General features: G+C 56.3%; 11 protein-coding genes. 5 read left to right on the plus strand and 6 right to left on the minus strand.

Features of this window, described 5'->3' with window-relative positions; genetic code table 11:
- Position 1 precedes the first annotated feature (1 nt).
- The 4 genes from AC5EFR_RS01810 to AC5EFR_RS01825 are packed head-to-tail and all read right to left on the minus strand — an operon-like array spanning position 2 to position 6,676.
- Positions 2-2,041 (minus strand): DUF7408 domain-containing protein, encoded by a 2,040-nt coding sequence (locus AC5EFR_RS01810; protein ID WP_493574264.1) that lies wholly within the window; start codon positions 2,039-2,041, stop codon positions 2-4.
- Positions 2,038-4,797, minus strand: a complete 2,760-nt coding sequence (locus tag AC5EFR_RS01815) for a DUF4159 domain-containing protein (RefSeq protein WP_493574265.1) — start codon at positions 4,795-4,797, stop codon at positions 2,038-2,040. The genes AC5EFR_RS01810 and AC5EFR_RS01815 overlap by 4 nt, the downstream gene beginning before the upstream one ends.
- Positions 4,794-5,672, minus strand: coding sequence for a DUF58 domain-containing protein (locus tag AC5EFR_RS01820; protein ID WP_299937143.1), 879 nt, complete (start codon positions 5,670-5,672; stop codon positions 4,794-4,796). Before AC5EFR_RS01820 ends, AC5EFR_RS01815 begins: the two co-directional genes overlap by 4 nt.
- The gene (locus AC5EFR_RS01825) at positions 5,669-6,676 is read right to left on the minus strand and encodes an AAA family ATPase (RefSeq protein WP_493574266.1); all 1,008 of its coding nucleotides are present in this window, start codon (positions 6,674-6,676) and stop codon (positions 5,669-5,671) included. The genes AC5EFR_RS01820 and AC5EFR_RS01825 overlap by 4 nt, the downstream gene beginning before the upstream one ends.
- A 69-nt stretch (positions 6,677-6,745) precedes the next feature.
- Between AC5EFR_RS01825 and AC5EFR_RS01830 the strand changes: the two genes are divergently transcribed.
- A complete protein-coding gene (locus AC5EFR_RS01830) occupies positions 6,746-7,327 on the plus strand; it encodes a DUF1285 domain-containing protein (RefSeq protein ID WP_493574267.1) in 582 nt (193 codons plus the stop codon).
- 123 nt (positions 7,328-7,450) lie between these two features.
- Here AC5EFR_RS01830 and AC5EFR_RS01835 read toward each other — a convergent pair whose 3' ends face one another.
- The gene (locus AC5EFR_RS01835) at positions 7,451-8,269 is read right to left on the minus strand and encodes a sulfotransferase family protein (RefSeq protein ID WP_493574268.1); all 819 of its coding nucleotides are present in this window, start codon (positions 8,267-8,269) and stop codon (positions 7,451-7,453) included.
- 142 nt (positions 8,270-8,411) lie between these two features.
- On the opposite strand from AC5EFR_RS01835, the gene AC5EFR_RS01840 reads away from it, so the two are divergent.
- Positions 8,412-9,989 carry a DUF5928 domain-containing protein gene (locus tag AC5EFR_RS01840; protein WP_493574269.1) on the plus strand — a complete coding sequence of 526 codons (1,578 nt, stop codon included), beginning with the start codon at positions 8,412-8,414 and terminating at the stop codon, positions 9,987-9,989.
- Between the two features lie 64 nt (positions 9,990-10,053).
- Positions 10,054-10,428: a histidine triad nucleotide-binding protein gene (locus AC5EFR_RS01845; RefSeq protein WP_493574270.1), complete on the plus strand. Its 375-nt coding sequence runs from the start codon at positions 10,054-10,056 to the stop codon at positions 10,426-10,428.
- 148 nt (positions 10,429-10,576) lie between these two features.
- Here the strand turns inward: AC5EFR_RS01845 and AC5EFR_RS01850 are convergent, their stop codons facing one another.
- A complete protein-coding gene (locus AC5EFR_RS01850; protein WP_493574271.1) occupies positions 10,577-11,494 on the minus strand; it encodes an ABC transporter ATP-binding protein in 918 nt (305 codons plus the stop codon).
- Between the two features lie 76 nt (positions 11,495-11,570).
- Here AC5EFR_RS01850 and AC5EFR_RS01855 point away from each other — a divergent pair, with 76 nt between their 5' ends.
- Together AC5EFR_RS01855 and polA are read left to right on the plus strand one after the other, a co-directional pair.
- Positions 11,571-11,750 (plus strand): zinc-finger domain-containing protein, encoded by a 180-nt coding sequence (locus AC5EFR_RS01855; protein ID WP_493574272.1) that lies wholly within the window; start codon positions 11,571-11,573, stop codon positions 11,748-11,750.
- A 134-nt stretch (positions 11,751-11,884) separates the two neighbouring features.
- Entirely contained in the window at positions 11,885-14,680 is a 2,796-nt protein-coding gene (polA, locus tag AC5EFR_RS01860; RefSeq protein WP_493574273.1) for a DNA polymerase I, read from the plus strand.
- Positions 14,681-14,717: the final 37 nt, after the last annotated feature.

The raw sequence follows: 14,717 nt of genomic DNA on the forward strand, positions 1-14,717 counted from the left end.
ATTAATTACGCCCTTCTCGCAACCACGCTCCGACAATCATCCCAGCGGCCAAAAGCAAAACCAACCACGCCGGTAACAAAGGCGTTTGACGCACATCCAGTGTTTCAAAGGCTTCGCGTGGGGTGACCCCCACCCAACCGCGACCTGCGGCGGGGCGCCCCGAACGCACCGATCTGATTTGCGGCACGCCGTCTTGCAACGGCATGACACCGCCACGCCGGGTGGCGATCAATTCGGCCATGGGGGTGCCGCTGGCGATTGTTTTCTCAAACTCTTTTGGGGCGGCGGGGCCAAGGCCGATAACGGCCTCCAGTTTGCCTTCGGCCAAACGGTACAAGCCAATCTCTGGCCCATCATAGAGCGCTTCAAAGCGACCCGGGCTGGTTTCGCTGAGTTCGATCTGTTCTTGAGAACCGTCCGGCCGTGTGATGGTCACTGAACCAACATCGGCTTTGAGCGAGCGGCGGATGATCCGCATGGTTTGCCCCGACGGTTCCGCCCATAGCGCTTCTTCTTCGAGCTCCGGCTCTTTCATCATCCAATGTGACAGGCGGCGCAGCAAGTCCAGTTGCGGACCGCCACCTTCAAAACCACGGCTCCAAAGCCACGCCTGATCGGACGCCAAAAGCGCCACGCGCCCTTCGCCAACACGATCAAGAACCAAAAGCGGCTTGCCGTCATTGCCTTCCATAACCGTGGTTCCGGTGTTGGGCTCAACCTCGATCTGGCGCATCCAGCGGCCCCATTCCTCGGCCCCGGTTAGGCCGGCAGTCACCGGATGACGCAGCCCGAGTTCCGTGACCTTGGGTTGGAAAGGCAAATCAATGACCCGCGCGGTGGGTTCCGCCGGCAACACATCGCCCAAAGGCGAGCGATAGAGCGAATCCGCCGAGGCAAAGTCAGGCCCCGCGGCGACCAAAACCGCACCACCGCCTTCGATGTAATTGCGTACATTATCGAGATAGATCGACGGCAATATCCCGCGCCGCTTGTAGCGGTCAAAGATGATCAGGTCGAAATCGTCAATCTTTTCCAGAAAGAGTTCACGCGTCGGAAAGGCGATCAGGGACAATTCGTTGACCGGGACGCCGTCTTGTTTTTCAGGCGGACGTAGGATGGTGAAATGCACCAGATCAACCGAGCTATCCGATTTCAGAAGGTTGCGCCATGTGCGCCCGCCGGCATGAGGTTCGCCGGAGACCAGCAAAACCCGCAAACGGTCGCGCACGCCGTTGATCTGTACAAGCGCGGTATTGTTGCGATCGGTTAGCTCTCCCTCGACGGTGGGGACGGTGAATTGGATCACATTCATCCCGCCATGGGGCAATGTGACGGGCATCTCCAAATCTTTGCCAATGGGAACGGTAAAGCGTTGCGGATCGGCCCCGTCGACGGAAATCAAGATGTCGGTTTGCGTGTCATTCGGGGCTGCGCCATCATCATCAATCCGCAGCGTGAGTTTGACCTCTTCCCCCAGAATGGCAAAGCCGGGGGCGTTGCGCACGCTCAGGCGGCGGTCCCAATCCGTGTCGCGGCCGGTGAGCAAAAGATGCAGCGGCGCGGGCAAATCCGGTGCGCGTTCGAGGTCATGCAATCGACCATCAGAGAGAATGAATATCCCGGCGATGCGCCCACGCGGCTCTTCGGCCAAGACAGAGGAGAGCGCCGTCATCAGCTCGGTCCCGGCGTTGCCGGTGCCATCGGGGACCGAGATGCGGCGGATTTCTGTGTTTGGGCGGGCGGCGAGCCGCGCCTCAAGCTCTTGGGCGGACGAGGCTGTGACACCGGCCCGATCCGCAAGCCGTTGTGAGGCGCTTTGATCCTCAAGGATCAGCATGATATCGGCCAGCGCGGCGCGATCTTCGATTTGATAGGACGGTTGCGCCAAAGCGGCGATCAAGACAATCGCGGCCAGCAAACGCAAAGCCCAGCCAGACAGCCCCCGCCAAAGCGCGAGAATAACACCGGCCATGGCCAACGCCGCCAGACCCCAAATCACAGCCCACGGCAAAAGCGGGTCAAAAACGATTTGTCCGGTCATTGGCCCAGCCTATCCAAGAGTGCAGGCACATGAACCTGATCCGATTTGTAGTTTCCGGTCAGCACATGCATCACCAAGTTAACACCAAAACGATTGGCGATCTCGCGTTGGCGCTCACCGGTAAAGCTCCGGCCAAGGGGCACAAGCGGCGATCCAGTTTGATCAACGGCCCAAGCCGAGGCCCAATCGTTGCCGCCAATCACCACCGGGGTGACGTTGTCGTTCAAGTTGCGAAACGGCATGCCCTCGACCAATTCGGCATCTGGTGGGGCGGCTTCGACCCAAACGTCACGGCCCGTGTAGCGCCCCGGAAAATCCTGAAGCAGGTAAAAGGTCCGGGTAAGAACGTGGTCTTCGGGGATGGGTTCCAGCGGTGGAATATCCAAACGCGCGGCCAGAGCCTGCAACTTGCGCCCGTTTGGCGTGGCAGTGCCGAACCCGGCAATATCGGCATCGCGGGTGTCAAACAGGATCATGCCACCCGAGCGCAGGTATTCATTCAGCTTGGCATAGGCTGCATCCGAGGGAATGGCCTGATCCGGTGAAATCGGCCAGTAGATAAACGGGAAAAACGCCAACTCATCTTCTTCGAGATTAACGGCCATGGGCAGGGCGGGTTCAACAGATGTCCGATAGAATAATGTGTCCGACAGGCCGCGCATCGCCGCGCCGGCCAATTGATCTAGCTTGGCATCGCCGGTTAGGACATGGGCAAAGACCACTTCGGACGTGGCGGCAATCGCCAGTTGATCATCGGGGCTTTGCGCCCGGCTTTCTAAGGGCAAGGCCAAAACGAGGATCAGCCCAGCCGCCGCGCGCGCACCGACCAAGCGGCCAGACAAAGCCAAAGACGCAATGACATCGGCAAGCAGCAGGGCAATTGCACCGCCGAGCAACCATCCGCCAAGAGGGGTCTCTTGTGGGCGGCTCAACCCTTCGACTGCGATATGGTCGGGCCAGATCATCGGGGCCAATTCGGTGTCTGCGGCAATCACATTTCGGGCCAAACTGCGGTTTTCACCCTGATACAATCCGGGGCGTAGCTCTGTGGTCAACTCGCCATCGACAAGGTCAACACCATCGACACCGGGCAATGTTTCGCCATCACGCAGCACACCAAAGGCGTCTAGAACCGAGATCGGTTGCCACGTTGTGCCATCCATCGCCTCTGCTTCGACGGCCCCTGCGCTCGAGGAAATGGCCAATCGTTCCAGCATCTGAACGAAGAGGCCCGACAATGGCAGGGTCGACCATTCGGCATTGGCCGTCACATGGACAAGAACCACCTGACCTTGGCCGACCAATTTGCGTGTCACCAAAGGGGTGCCATCGCTCAGCTGTGCAATCACCCGCTCTGCCAAGGCCGGGTCTGGTTGCGCCATGACTTGGCTGTTTACGGTGATTTCGTCCGAAGTACTCAGCCCGGCAAAAGGGCTGTCTTCGTCAAAGGGCGCTAAGGTTTTGGGTTCGCCCCAACTCATCGCGCCGCCAACCGTGCGCCCGCCCGCGCGTAGGCGAACGGGCATCAGCGGGTCTTCGGTACTCCGGCTGACATCACTGGCGGCAAGGCGCGGACCAGCAAAGCGGAGCAATAAGCCCCCTTTGTCGAGCCATTCCAGAACGGCGGCTTCTTCGCCCGGCGCGAGGGTTGCGACATCGACTAAAACGATGACGTCGGGATTGGCCAACAAGACCTCGCTGAGCGATCCGTTTAAAAGATCGGCCGTGGGGGCCAGCGCTTTGACCAAGTAATGCAGCGGGTCGAGCAATTGCAGCCCTTCGCGTCCCTCACGTCCTGCGATCAAAGCGACTTCGCGACGCCGCAAGCTATCATCAGGAAGTGTCACGGCTCCGGCGCTTCGCGTGCCTGCGATTTCAAATCGGGTGATGCGAGCGCGCATTTCAGCCGGCAAAGCCTGCTTGGTTTCGGTCGTCAGCGCGTTCTCGGCAAATGTCACCGGAGCTTGAAACAGCACAGCGGGATTGCCTGCCGGATCGGTTCCGTGCCCAACCAACGAAACCTCGACTTCTGGGCCGGGGCGCAGACGATGCAAGGTGAGGTTGAGCGCCCCATCCGCCAAAGTCGCGGGGCCCAAGGCATATAGAGCGCGCGGGTTTTCAAAAACTTGCACGTCTCCTTTGTTCTCCAAAAGGCGTAGCAAACCGTTGCGGCTCTCTCGGTCTAAGCCATCAGACATCCAATAGCTGTCAAAATCATCGTCGGGTAGCGCAGCAATGGCTTGGGTCGCGGTGGTCGAACCGGGTTGCCATGGTTCCGGTTGAATGCCGGAGAGCCGACTGCGCAGCACATCGGCGCTGGAAAACTGGACGGGTTCGGGGTTGCTTAGGCGCAACAAGGCAACGGGGCGTTCATCGCGTCCGGCTTTGGCCAGCAAACCATCCAAGGCCCGCATGCGCGCTCGCCAATCGCTGGCCGAGGCCCAGCTGGCATCCATCACAACCAACAGGGGGGCATCACCCTCGGCCTCTTGTTTGGGATCAGGATTCAGGATCGGGCCTGCAAGCCCAACGATGACCGCTGCGACGGCCAACATGCGGAGCAAAAGCAGCCACCAAGGGGTGCGATCGGTGACCTGATCATCATCCTTGAGCCCCAAAAGAAGGACCACACCGGGAAACAACCGTCGCACAGGCGCAGGCGGTACAGCCCGCAAAATCACCCAAAGGATCGGCAGCGCCAGCAAAGACACCAACAACATCGGTGTGGTGAAACCAAGTACGCCAAACAGGGTCATCCGTGTCCTCCGTCCAGCGCCCGATAGAGCCACAAAAGGGCCGATTGCGCGCTGTGATCCGTGTGATGACAGTAAAATTGCCAGCCCGTCAGGCGGCAGAGTGTTTCAAGACGGTCTTTGCGTTCCGCTAAGCGTTGCAAATAGCGGTCGCGCAACTCTCCGGCCTTGAGGGTCTCATGCGCCAGCGATTTGCCGACGCTTTCAAAGATGGTTCGGCCTTGGAATGGGAAGGCCTCTTCGCTGGGGTCGAGAACCTGAACCAACACGCCGCGTACACCGCGATCGGCGGCTTTGGTCAGGGCGGCTTCGATTGGCGCAATGTCGGACATGAAATCCGAAATGAACAGAGACCGGGCATGGGGAAGCATGCCGCGTGCCTCGGGTTCGGCGTAATCGGTGGTGTCTTCGCGGCTGAGCATTTCGGCCAGTCGCAGCACCTGTGCCTCGCCGCGTCGAGGGGGGAGGTCCCAACCGGTCAGGCCAACCCGTTCACCGCCCCGGATCAATAAAACAGCCGCTGCGAGGGCGATGAGCTGGGCGCGATCCGCTTTGGTCGGCAGGTCCTTTTGCGACGAAAACCGCATCGAGGCACCGGGATCGACCCAAAGCTGTACACTTTGCGCGACTTGCCATTCCCGTTCGCGGATAAATTGATCATCACCTTTGGCAGAGCGCCGCCAATCCACCCAGCGCAGGCTATCGCCAGCGCGCATCGGGCGATATTGCCAAAAATCATCCCCCAAGCCCGCGCGTCGACGACCATGTTCGCCTAGCAAAACCGTCCCGGCCAATTGTTCGGCACGGGCAAGCAGCGCTGGAAAGCGGCTGGCCTCGTCTTGGGCGCGGCTTTTGAGTTGGGCGGTTGTTTGGGTCACGCAGCCGCCTCAGTTCGGGCAACACCCGCGGCGACCTCACCAATCAATGTCCCAAGGTCTTCGCCGCGGGCGCGGGCCGAGAAGGTCAGTGCCATTCGATGCGTCAAAACCGGGCGGGCCATGTTGATCACATCCTCAGGGGATGGGGCCAAACGCCCTTGCAACAAGGCGCGGGCGCGCACGGTCAACATCAACGCCTGGGCGGCGCGCGGGCCGGGCCCCCAAGCCACCAACTCGCGTACGCGTTCGGGGGCGGACGGGTCTTCGGGGCGGAAGGCGCGGACCAAATCAAGGATCATCTCAACCACCGCATCGCCAACGGGCATTCGCCGGAGCAGGGTTTGAGCATCAATCAGCTCTTGCGCGGTAAAGACCTGATGGGCCTCGGCTTCTTCGGTTCCGGTTGTTGCCAATAGAATATCACGCTCGGTCGCGCGATCCGGATAATTCACGTCGATCTGAACCAAAAAGCGGTCTAATTGCGCCTCGGGGAGCGGATATGTCCCCTCTTGTTCAATCGGGTTTTGCGTTGCCAAAACATGGAACGGCGCATCAAGGGTTCGGGTTTCCCCGGCGACGGTCACTTGCTTTTCCTGCATCGCCTGAAGCAGTGCGGATTGGGTGCGCGGGCTGGCGCGGTTGATTTCATCAGCCATCATCAGCTGGCAAAAGATCGGGCCGGGGATGAATTTGAACGCCCGGCTGCCATCCGCCCCGGTTTCCAAAACCTCAGAGCCAAGAATATCGGCGGGCATCAAATCCGGCGTAAACTGAACGCGGTTGCCATTTAGCCCCATAACAGTGCTCAACGTCTCGACAAGGCGGGTTTTGCCAAGGCCGGGCAGACCAATGAGTAACCCGTGCCCACCACACAAAAGCGCCGACAAGGTGAGCTCAACGACCCGTTCCTGTCCGATAAAGCGCGCATTGATTGATTGCTTGGCCTGCGCCAGTTTCTCTTCCAGCGCCTCAATATCAGCGACCAGATTTTCGGCGTCAGCCATGTGAACTCTCCATTGCAATCAATCGTGTTAGATATGAATGTATCGTGTGAGTTGGAAATGGCAAAAGATATGAGCGAACAAAATCTTGTGACACCATCGGCAGAAGGTATTGCCGCGTCGGTCAAAGCGGCCAAAGGCAAGGGTTTGCCCCCGGTTCACAAGTGGAATCCGCCGTTTTGCGGTGATTTGGACATGCGGATCGCACGGGATGGCACATGGTACTACCTTGGTACACCCATCGGCAGATTTGAGCTTGTGAGGCTTTTTTCATCGATCCTGCGCAAAGATGACGACAAATATTTCCTCGTGACACCGGTCGAAAAGGTAGGAATCACCGTCGAGGACGCCCCGTTTGTAGCGGTGGATTTCGAACGTGAAGGGGAAGGCGAGGCGCAAATCCTGACTTTCCACACGCATGTTGGGGATCAGGCGATTGCCGGCCCGAACCATCCCATTCGTGTGATCCGTGATCCGGAAACCGGTGAGCCATCGCCTTATGTCTTGGTGCGGGCCAACCTAGAGGCATTGATTGATCGCAAAAGCTTTTATCGGCTCGTCGATCTTGGGGCGCATCACGATGGTTGGTTTGGGCTTTGGTCTTCGGGTCAGTTTTTCCCGATTATCCCGTCGTCGGATTTAGAGGGGATTTGAACGCCTTTCGCAGGAGATGTTGATGATCCTCGCGACCACAAAACAGGGGAATGAACCCTTGGTCCCCGCCACCGCGCAAGGGCTTTGCGCGGTGTTCGGAAATTTGAATTTATCGAGCCGCATTTAATCGCCAAGCTTGGCGTGCACCTCGTCAAGGTCGATCTCACCAATCGGCATCTTGTTGGCCGGATTGTCAAAATCATATTTGAAAAGCGCAAAGTCGCGGTGAAAGATTTCCTTGATCAGGTGCATCGACATATCGTCGAAATAATCCTCAACCGGATGCGCCCGCTTGGGGCCATGCCCTTCGGATTCGTTGAAGCGCGGGATATTGGCAAGATCAACCTCATTCGGAGTGTTGACCGCATCCAAAACGCTTTGCATGCCCTCGTTGAACTTTTCTGTCCAAAAGATATTGTTGTAGCGACCACCATTCACGATGAAGGTGCTGATATGGCCGGACATGGCCGACCAATGAATGTCGGGCTCCATCGGGCGACGCCAGCGGATGGTATCGCGCGTAAATAGCAAGAAACGGCGAAAGCTTTTGATCTGATCAAACTCTTGTTTGCCGTCATCGCCACCAACCTCGATCCCGTATTTTTGGATCAAGAGCGGAACAAGGTTGCCCCGATAGCGCCGACCATTGCGTTGAATCCCGCAAATCTTGTCAAAAAAGCTCGACAAAATGCGCGTGTAGGGGTTGCGGACGCAAGTATAGGCATAGCTGGTGCGCGTTTTCACGTTTGCCTTGATTGCGGGCTGGCTTTCTTCGCGCGCCCACTTGTGCAACCCGTCAGTGGCATCATGGATGTCACCGTCAAAAAACGCTCCGTGATCGGAGTAATACATAATTTGACCGATCGTCGAACAGGCGCATTTCGGAACAACCCGATACACCATGCTTTGACTTTCGGTCATCCAGGTTCCCGGAAAACCCATAACTCGCTGCCTCCAGCTGCCGCGTCATCTTGTTTTTGACGCCCTTTGCGCCCTAAAAAGCAAAATAATCGGCTTTATTCAACGCCTGTTCATGTCTATCAACATAAACAATCAGGCAAAAATAGGGCAGATGGTTTCCTAAATGGCAAAAATCGCCTTCATCCTGCTGTGTCATAAAGACCCAGAAGCGATCATAAAACAGGCGCAAAGCCTAACCGCCGTGGGCGACTATATGTCGATCCACTTCGATGCGCGTGCGAATCCGGATGATTTCAAAAAGATTCAAAACGCGTTGGGTGACAACCCGAATGTGACCTTTGCCCACAAGCGAATCAAATGTGGATGGGGCGAATGGAGCCTTGTTGAAGCGACGATTTACGCGGTGCAATCCGCGGTCGATGCCTTTCCACGCGCAACGCATTTTTACATGTTGTCGGGCGATTGCATGGCGATCAAATCGGCGGAATACGCCCATGAGTTTCTGGATCGACGCGATTGCGACTACATCGAAAGCTACGACTATTTTCAATCGGACTGGATCAAAACCGGTTGGAAGGAAGAGCGGCTTATCTATCGGCATTGGTTCAATGAACGCACGCAAAAACGCCGCTTCTATGCGATGTTCGAGGCGCAAAAACGTCTTGGTCTGACACGACAAATCCCAGCTGATCTTGAAATTATGATCGGATCGCAATGGTGGTGTCTGCGCCGTCGAACCGTCGAATGGATTTTGGATTTTATCAAGAAGCGTAAAGATGTGATGCGATTTTTCCGCACCACATGGATTCCGGATGAGACGTTTTTTCAGACTCTGGTGCGCCACCTGGTTCCCGGTCATGAAATCGAATGCCGGACGCTGACGTTCTTGATGTTCACTGACTACGGCATGCCGGTGGTGTTTTATAACGACCACTATGACTTGTTGCTTAGTCAGGATTTTCTGTTTGCCCGCAAGATCAGCCCTGAGGCAACCGAGCTGCGCCGTCGGTTGGGGGTGCTCTATTCGTCCGAAGGGCAGCGCTTCAAAATTTCGAACGAGGGGCGCTCGCTCTATAAATTCTTGTCCAACAAAGGCCGGATTGGTCGGCGGTTTGCATCGCGTTTCTGGGAGAAAGAAAGCTCGCTTGGACGGGAACGTGAGTTGATGATCGTTGTTTGCAAAAAATGGCATGTCGCCAAACGGTTGCTTGAGCGCATCCGGCAGATGACGAACATCCCCTGTATCGAATATCTGTTCAACGAGGATAGCTGTGAGCTTCCTGATCTAGGTGGTATCCAATCGACAATGGGCAAGCGACACAGACACCGCCGCGCCTTGATGCGAATGTTGTTTGATTACTATGAAACGGATCGTCTGATCGTTTGTATGGACCCTGCCAACCTTGACCTGTTGGAGGATTTTGGGCGCGACCGATCGTTGACCCGTATTCTGGAAGTCGAAACGCAGTTTTCGGATGAATACCTTATCGGTCATGCGATGCGCGTTGGTTTGGCTGGTGAACGCACGCCGCCGGAGACTTTGCAGCGCCTGTTGCCAACGGTGCGAAACGACATGGTGCATGAAAGCGACCGGATTCGCGATGCCAACTTCGCCAACTTGCTGCGCATGCGTGAGATTGAAACCCTCGAAACGAATGCCGCAACCGTGGCGAACTTCTTGTCGGTGTCGCAAGAGCAAGCGCGTCAAATCATTGACCACGATCATTTGTATGCGGATTGAGGCAGCCGGGATTATGGGCGATACCTAAGCGGGAAACGATATTTGCGGCTGGGAGCTGAAATTCATGAGCTACGTTTACGACGAGCAGAACATTTTTGCGAAAATTCTGCGTGGGGAAATTCCGAACAATACTGTGCTGGAAACTGAGCATAGCTTGGCATTCCGCGATCTTTATCCGCAAGCCCCGACGCATGTTTTGGTGATTCCCAAAGGGCCCTATGTCTGTTTCGATCACTTTGCCCAAAACGCGACTGAGGCCGAGATTGTTGATTATGTTCGCGCGGTTGGCGAGGTGTGCAAATCCGAAGGGGTTGAAGCGGACGGATTTCGCCTGATTTCCAACGCTGGCAAAGATGGCGTTCAGGAGGTGCCGCATTTGCATGTGCATATTCTGGCCGGTCGGCCCTTGGGCAGAATGCTGGCGCGCGCCCCGGAGTAAGGGGTTCCTAAAAGGTGCAGGCCCATAGCCTGCGCTCTTTGTCTCAGCAAAAGCCTTTGGGCTTTTGCTTCAGCGCCAGCCTCACTGTGACAATAGATTTCGCTGTCTTCACTGCCTTAGAGTGGGACAGGTCGTTTTCCTGTCGGATTTAGCTTTTGTTGGTCAAGGACAAGAAGACATCCTCAAGATCGGCCTGTTCTGTGCGGACGTCGCGGATGCGAATTCCGGCGGCATGGACGGCGGTTAGCACATCTTCTGCGCGGGTTTGTTTGGCGTTGTAGTTAACGGCAATGGAGCCGTCCGAGCGGGTATCAACCGTCAGGCCGGGACCGCAGGGCAGGGATTCCGGTACATGTTCGGGTGTGATCAGCATGGTTTTCGCGTCGAGCTGGCCGAGCAAATTTGCGGTACTGTCGCGCACCACTAGGTTGCCTTGATCAATAATGGCGATTTCATCGCACATTTCCTCGGCTTCTTCGAGGTAGTGGGTGGTCAGGATGATGGTCATTCCGCGTTCTTTGTTGAGTTTGCGGATATTTTCCCAGAGCATTTGACGCAATTGAATATCAACGCCGGCGGTTGGTTCATCCAGAACAAGGATTTGTGGGTGATGAACAAGCGCTTTGGCGAGCAGTAACCGACGCCGCATCCCGCCCGAAAGTGTGCGGGCATAGGCGTCGCGCTTGTCGGAAAGACCTACCATTTCAAGGATTTCGTCGCTTTTCCGCTGTTCTTTGGGAACACCATATAACCCGGCTTGCACTTCAAGCGCACCATGGGGGGAAAAGAACGGATCGAGGTTGAGTTCTTGCGGCATGACGCCAATAGCCGCGCGCGATTGGCGCGGGTTTTTATCCTGATCCCATCCCCAAATCTCGGCCTTGCCAGCGGATTTCACCACCAATCCGGCAAGAATGTTGATAAGAGTCGACTTCCCAGCCCCGTTAGGCCCCAAAAGCCCAAAGATAGACCCAGCAGGCACAGTTAGATCAATTCCCTTGAGGGCTTGCTTGCCGCCTTCATAGGTCTTTTGCAGATTGCTGATACGTATCGCATCCTGTGTCATTGCGCGTGCTTGCTCCTGCGGCTGGCTTGGCTCATAAGGCTGTTAAGCCAGTGTTCGAAAAAAGGGAACCAAAGCCATGACGATAAAGGCACCCGAAACAAAGATTGTCGACAAATTCCGTGTCGCTTGTGATGGCGGCGAGGGTGCTTTGGGTCATCCGCGGGTCTGGTTGCAGATGCCGACAGAACACGGTTGGGTGGAATGCCCCTATTGCGATTGCAAATATGTCCATAAGGACTTTGAAGGCAAGGTCTGATATCTGGCTGGGTTCCAACAGCTTAAAACTGTCAGGACACACTCCATTTCTTGCGGCTTCTGTCTTTGCTGATCTGGCAATCTGACCGGGCTTCGGGCATGTTGGCGACGACGCGAACATGAGGGGAACAGGTCATGGGTTTTGGCAAAGGGTGCCATCTGCATCTGATTGACGGATCGGCATTTATCTTTCGGGCGTATCATGCGCTGCCACCTTTGACGCGCAAATCCGATGGGTTGCCTATTGGGGCCGTTGCCGGTTTTTGCAACATGTTGCAGCGCTATGCCGAGGGGAATTCGGGCCCGGATGCCCCCACGCATGTTGCTGTTATATTTGATCATTCCGGAAAAACATTTCGCAATGATCTATATGACCTATACAAGGCCAACCGCCCGCCCGCCCCAGAAGATCTGCGCCCGCAATTCCCGCTAACACGCGATGCGACGCGCGCCTTTAACATCGCCTGTTACGAGGTCGAAGGCTTTGAGGCCGATGACATCATGGCGACGCTGGCCTGTCAGGGGCGCGAAGCTGGTGGCCGCGTGACAATTGTCAGTTCCGACAAAGACCTGATGCAATTGGTTGGCGATGGGGTCGAAATGCTCGACCCGATGAAGAATAAGCGGATTGATCGTGACGGAGTGCACGAGAAATTTGGCGTTGGGCCGGAACGTGTTGTGGATGTTCAGGCCTTGGCCGGGGATAGCGTTGACAATGTGCCCGGCGCACCGGGGATTGGCATTAAAACAGCGGCGCTTTTGATCAACGAATTCGGGTCTCTCGAAGAGCTGTTGGACCGTGCCGAAGAGATCAAACAACCCAAACGCCGCCAGACCTTGATCGACAAACGCGATCAAATTGAGATGTCAAAACAGTTGGTTCAACTGGATTGCGGGATGTCGCTGGATTTCACCATTGACGAGATGGAAGTGCGAGAGCCAGAGGCGGAGACCCTTTTGGGGTTCCTTGCCGAGATGGAATTTCGCACGCTCACCAAACGTATGGCCACGTCATTAGGGGCCGAAGCCCCAGTGATTGCCGATGCGCCAGCGGGGGCCGAAGAGGTTGCCGAGCAAGAGCAAGCGCCGATTGATCCGGAGAAATACGAATGCGTTTCTGATCTCGACGCGCTGGCGAAATGGGTCGCCAAGGCGCAGGCCACGGGGTGGGTTGCGGTCGACACTGAAACCACCGGCCTTGATGAAATGCAGTGTGACTTGGTTGGTGTTTCGCTTTGCGTCACGGCGGGTGAGGCCTGTTACATTCCGTTGATCCACCGCGCCGCATCGACGGATGACCTGTTTGGAAATGATGATCTGGCCGAGGGGCAGATTCCGCTTGAGGCTGCGTTGGACGCGATCAAGCCGATGCTCGAAGATCCGAGCATCATCAAAATTGGTCAAAACATGAAATATGATGCCAAGGTGTTCAAGCGCTATGGCATTGATATTAATCCGATTGATGACACCATGCTGCTAAGTTACGCGCTTCATGGTGGCTTGCACAATCACGGCATGGATGCGCTTTCAGATCGCTATCTGAACCACACGCCCATTCCGATCAAATCGTTGCTGGGCACCGGCAAAAGCGCAATTACCTTTGACAAGGTCCCGGTGGCGGATGCGGTGAAATATGCCGCCGAAGATGCCGATATTACCCTGCGCCTCTGGCAGATGTTCAAACCTTTGTTGCATCGTTCCAAGGTCACACGCGTTTACGAAACACTCGAACGTCCTTTGGTGCCCGTGCTGGCCAAGATGGAAATGGACGGGATCAAAGTTGATCGCGATGTTCTTTCGCGCATGTCCAACACATTTGCCCAGAAAATGGCGGGTTTTGAAGCCGAATTGTACGAATTGGCCGGTCGCGAATTCAACGTGCAAAGCCCGGCCCAAGTCGGCGCAATCCTGTTTGAGGAAATGGGCCTTGAGGGTGGGAAGAAAACCAAAACCGGCCAATGGTCGACCCCGGCGGATGTTTTGGAAGACCTTGCGGCGGAGCATGATTTTGCCGCGCGGGTGTTGGAGTATCGTCAGCTGCAAAAGCTGAAATCGACCTATACAGACGCTTTGCAGGAACATATCCACCCCGAAACAGGCCGGGTGCACACGTCGTATTCGATTGCGGGTGCCAACACCGGGCGTTTGGCCTCGACCGATCCGAACCTGCAAAACATCCCGGTACGCACCGAAGACGGGCGCCGCATCCGCGAGGCCTTTGTTGCGCCTGAGGGCAAGGTTTTGGTCTCGCTCGACTATAGTCAGATTGAGTTGCGTGTCTTGGCGCAAATGGCCGGGATTGACGCACTTAAAGAGGCCTTCAAGCAGGGGCATGACATTCACGCAATGACCGCCAGCGAAATGTTCAACGTTCCATTGGATGAAATGACGTCCGACGTTCGTCGTCAGGCGAAAGCAATCAACTTTGGGGTCATTTATGGGATTTCGGGCTTTGGCCTTGCACGCAACTTGCGGATTCCGCGCAAAGAGGCGCAGGGCTTTATCGACCGCTATTTTGAACGTTTTCCCGGCATTCGTCGTTACATGGATGAAACGGTGGAATTCGCCAAAGAGAACCTGCGTGTTGAAACAATGTTTGGCCGGGTGATCCATATGGCGGAAATCAACGCCAAGGGGCCGCGCGCCGGGTTCGCCAAACGCGCCGCAATCAACGCCCCAATCCAAGGCACCGCCGCCGATATCATCCGCCGTGCGATGATCCGCATGCCAGATGCCATTGCCAATCTGCCTGCCAAAATGCTGCTACAGGTTCACGATGAACTGTTGTTTGAGGTCGAGGCAAGCGCTGTCGATGATCTGATTGGCGTGGCGCGCGGCGTAATGGAAGGTGCAGCGGACCCGGTGGTCAAGCTTGACTTGCCTTTGGTGGTGGATGCCGGACAGGGTGCAAATTGGGCTGAAGCCCATTGATACCGTTGCAGGTCTAGAGAACCTATGCTGAATCCCC

The organism is Pelagimonas sp. (genome assembly GCF_058892305.1).

Excerpts from the sequence above, each read along its gene's own strand:
- AC5EFR_RS01810 (WP_493574264.1), bottom strand. The coding sequence starts at position 2,041 with ATGACCGGACAAATCGTTTTTGACCCGCTTTTGCCGTGGGCTGTGATT.
- AC5EFR_RS01845 (WP_493574270.1), top strand. The coding sequence starts at position 10,054 with ATGAGCTACGTTTACGACGAGCAGAACATTTTTGCGAAAATTCTGCGT.
- AC5EFR_RS01840 (WP_493574269.1), top strand. The coding sequence starts at position 8,412 with ATGGCAAAAATCGCCTTCATCCTGCTGTGTCATAAAGACCCAGAAGCG.
- AC5EFR_RS01830 (WP_493574267.1), top strand. The coding sequence starts at position 6,746 with ATGAGCGAACAAAATCTTGTGACACCATCGGCAGAAGGTATTGCCGCG.
- AC5EFR_RS01850 (WP_493574271.1), bottom strand. The coding sequence starts at position 11,494 with ATGACACAGGATGCGATACGTATCAGCAATCTGCAAAAGACCTATGAA.
- AC5EFR_RS01855 (WP_493574272.1), top strand. The coding sequence starts at position 11,571 with ATGACGATAAAGGCACCCGAAACAAAGATTGTCGACAAATTCCGTGTC.
- AC5EFR_RS01835 (WP_493574268.1), bottom strand. The coding sequence starts at position 8,269 with ATGGGTTTTCCGGGAACCTGGATGACCGAAAGTCAAAGCATGGTGTAT.
- AC5EFR_RS01825 (WP_493574266.1), bottom strand. The coding sequence starts at position 6,676 with ATGGCTGACGCCGAAAATCTGGTCGCTGATATTGAGGCGCTGGAAGAG.
- AC5EFR_RS01815 (WP_493574265.1), bottom strand. The coding sequence starts at position 4,797 with ATGACCCTGTTTGGCGTACTTGGTTTCACCACACCGATGTTGTTGGTG.
- polA (WP_493574273.1), top strand. The coding sequence starts at position 11,885 with ATGGGTTTTGGCAAAGGGTGCCATCTGCATCTGATTGACGGATCGGCA.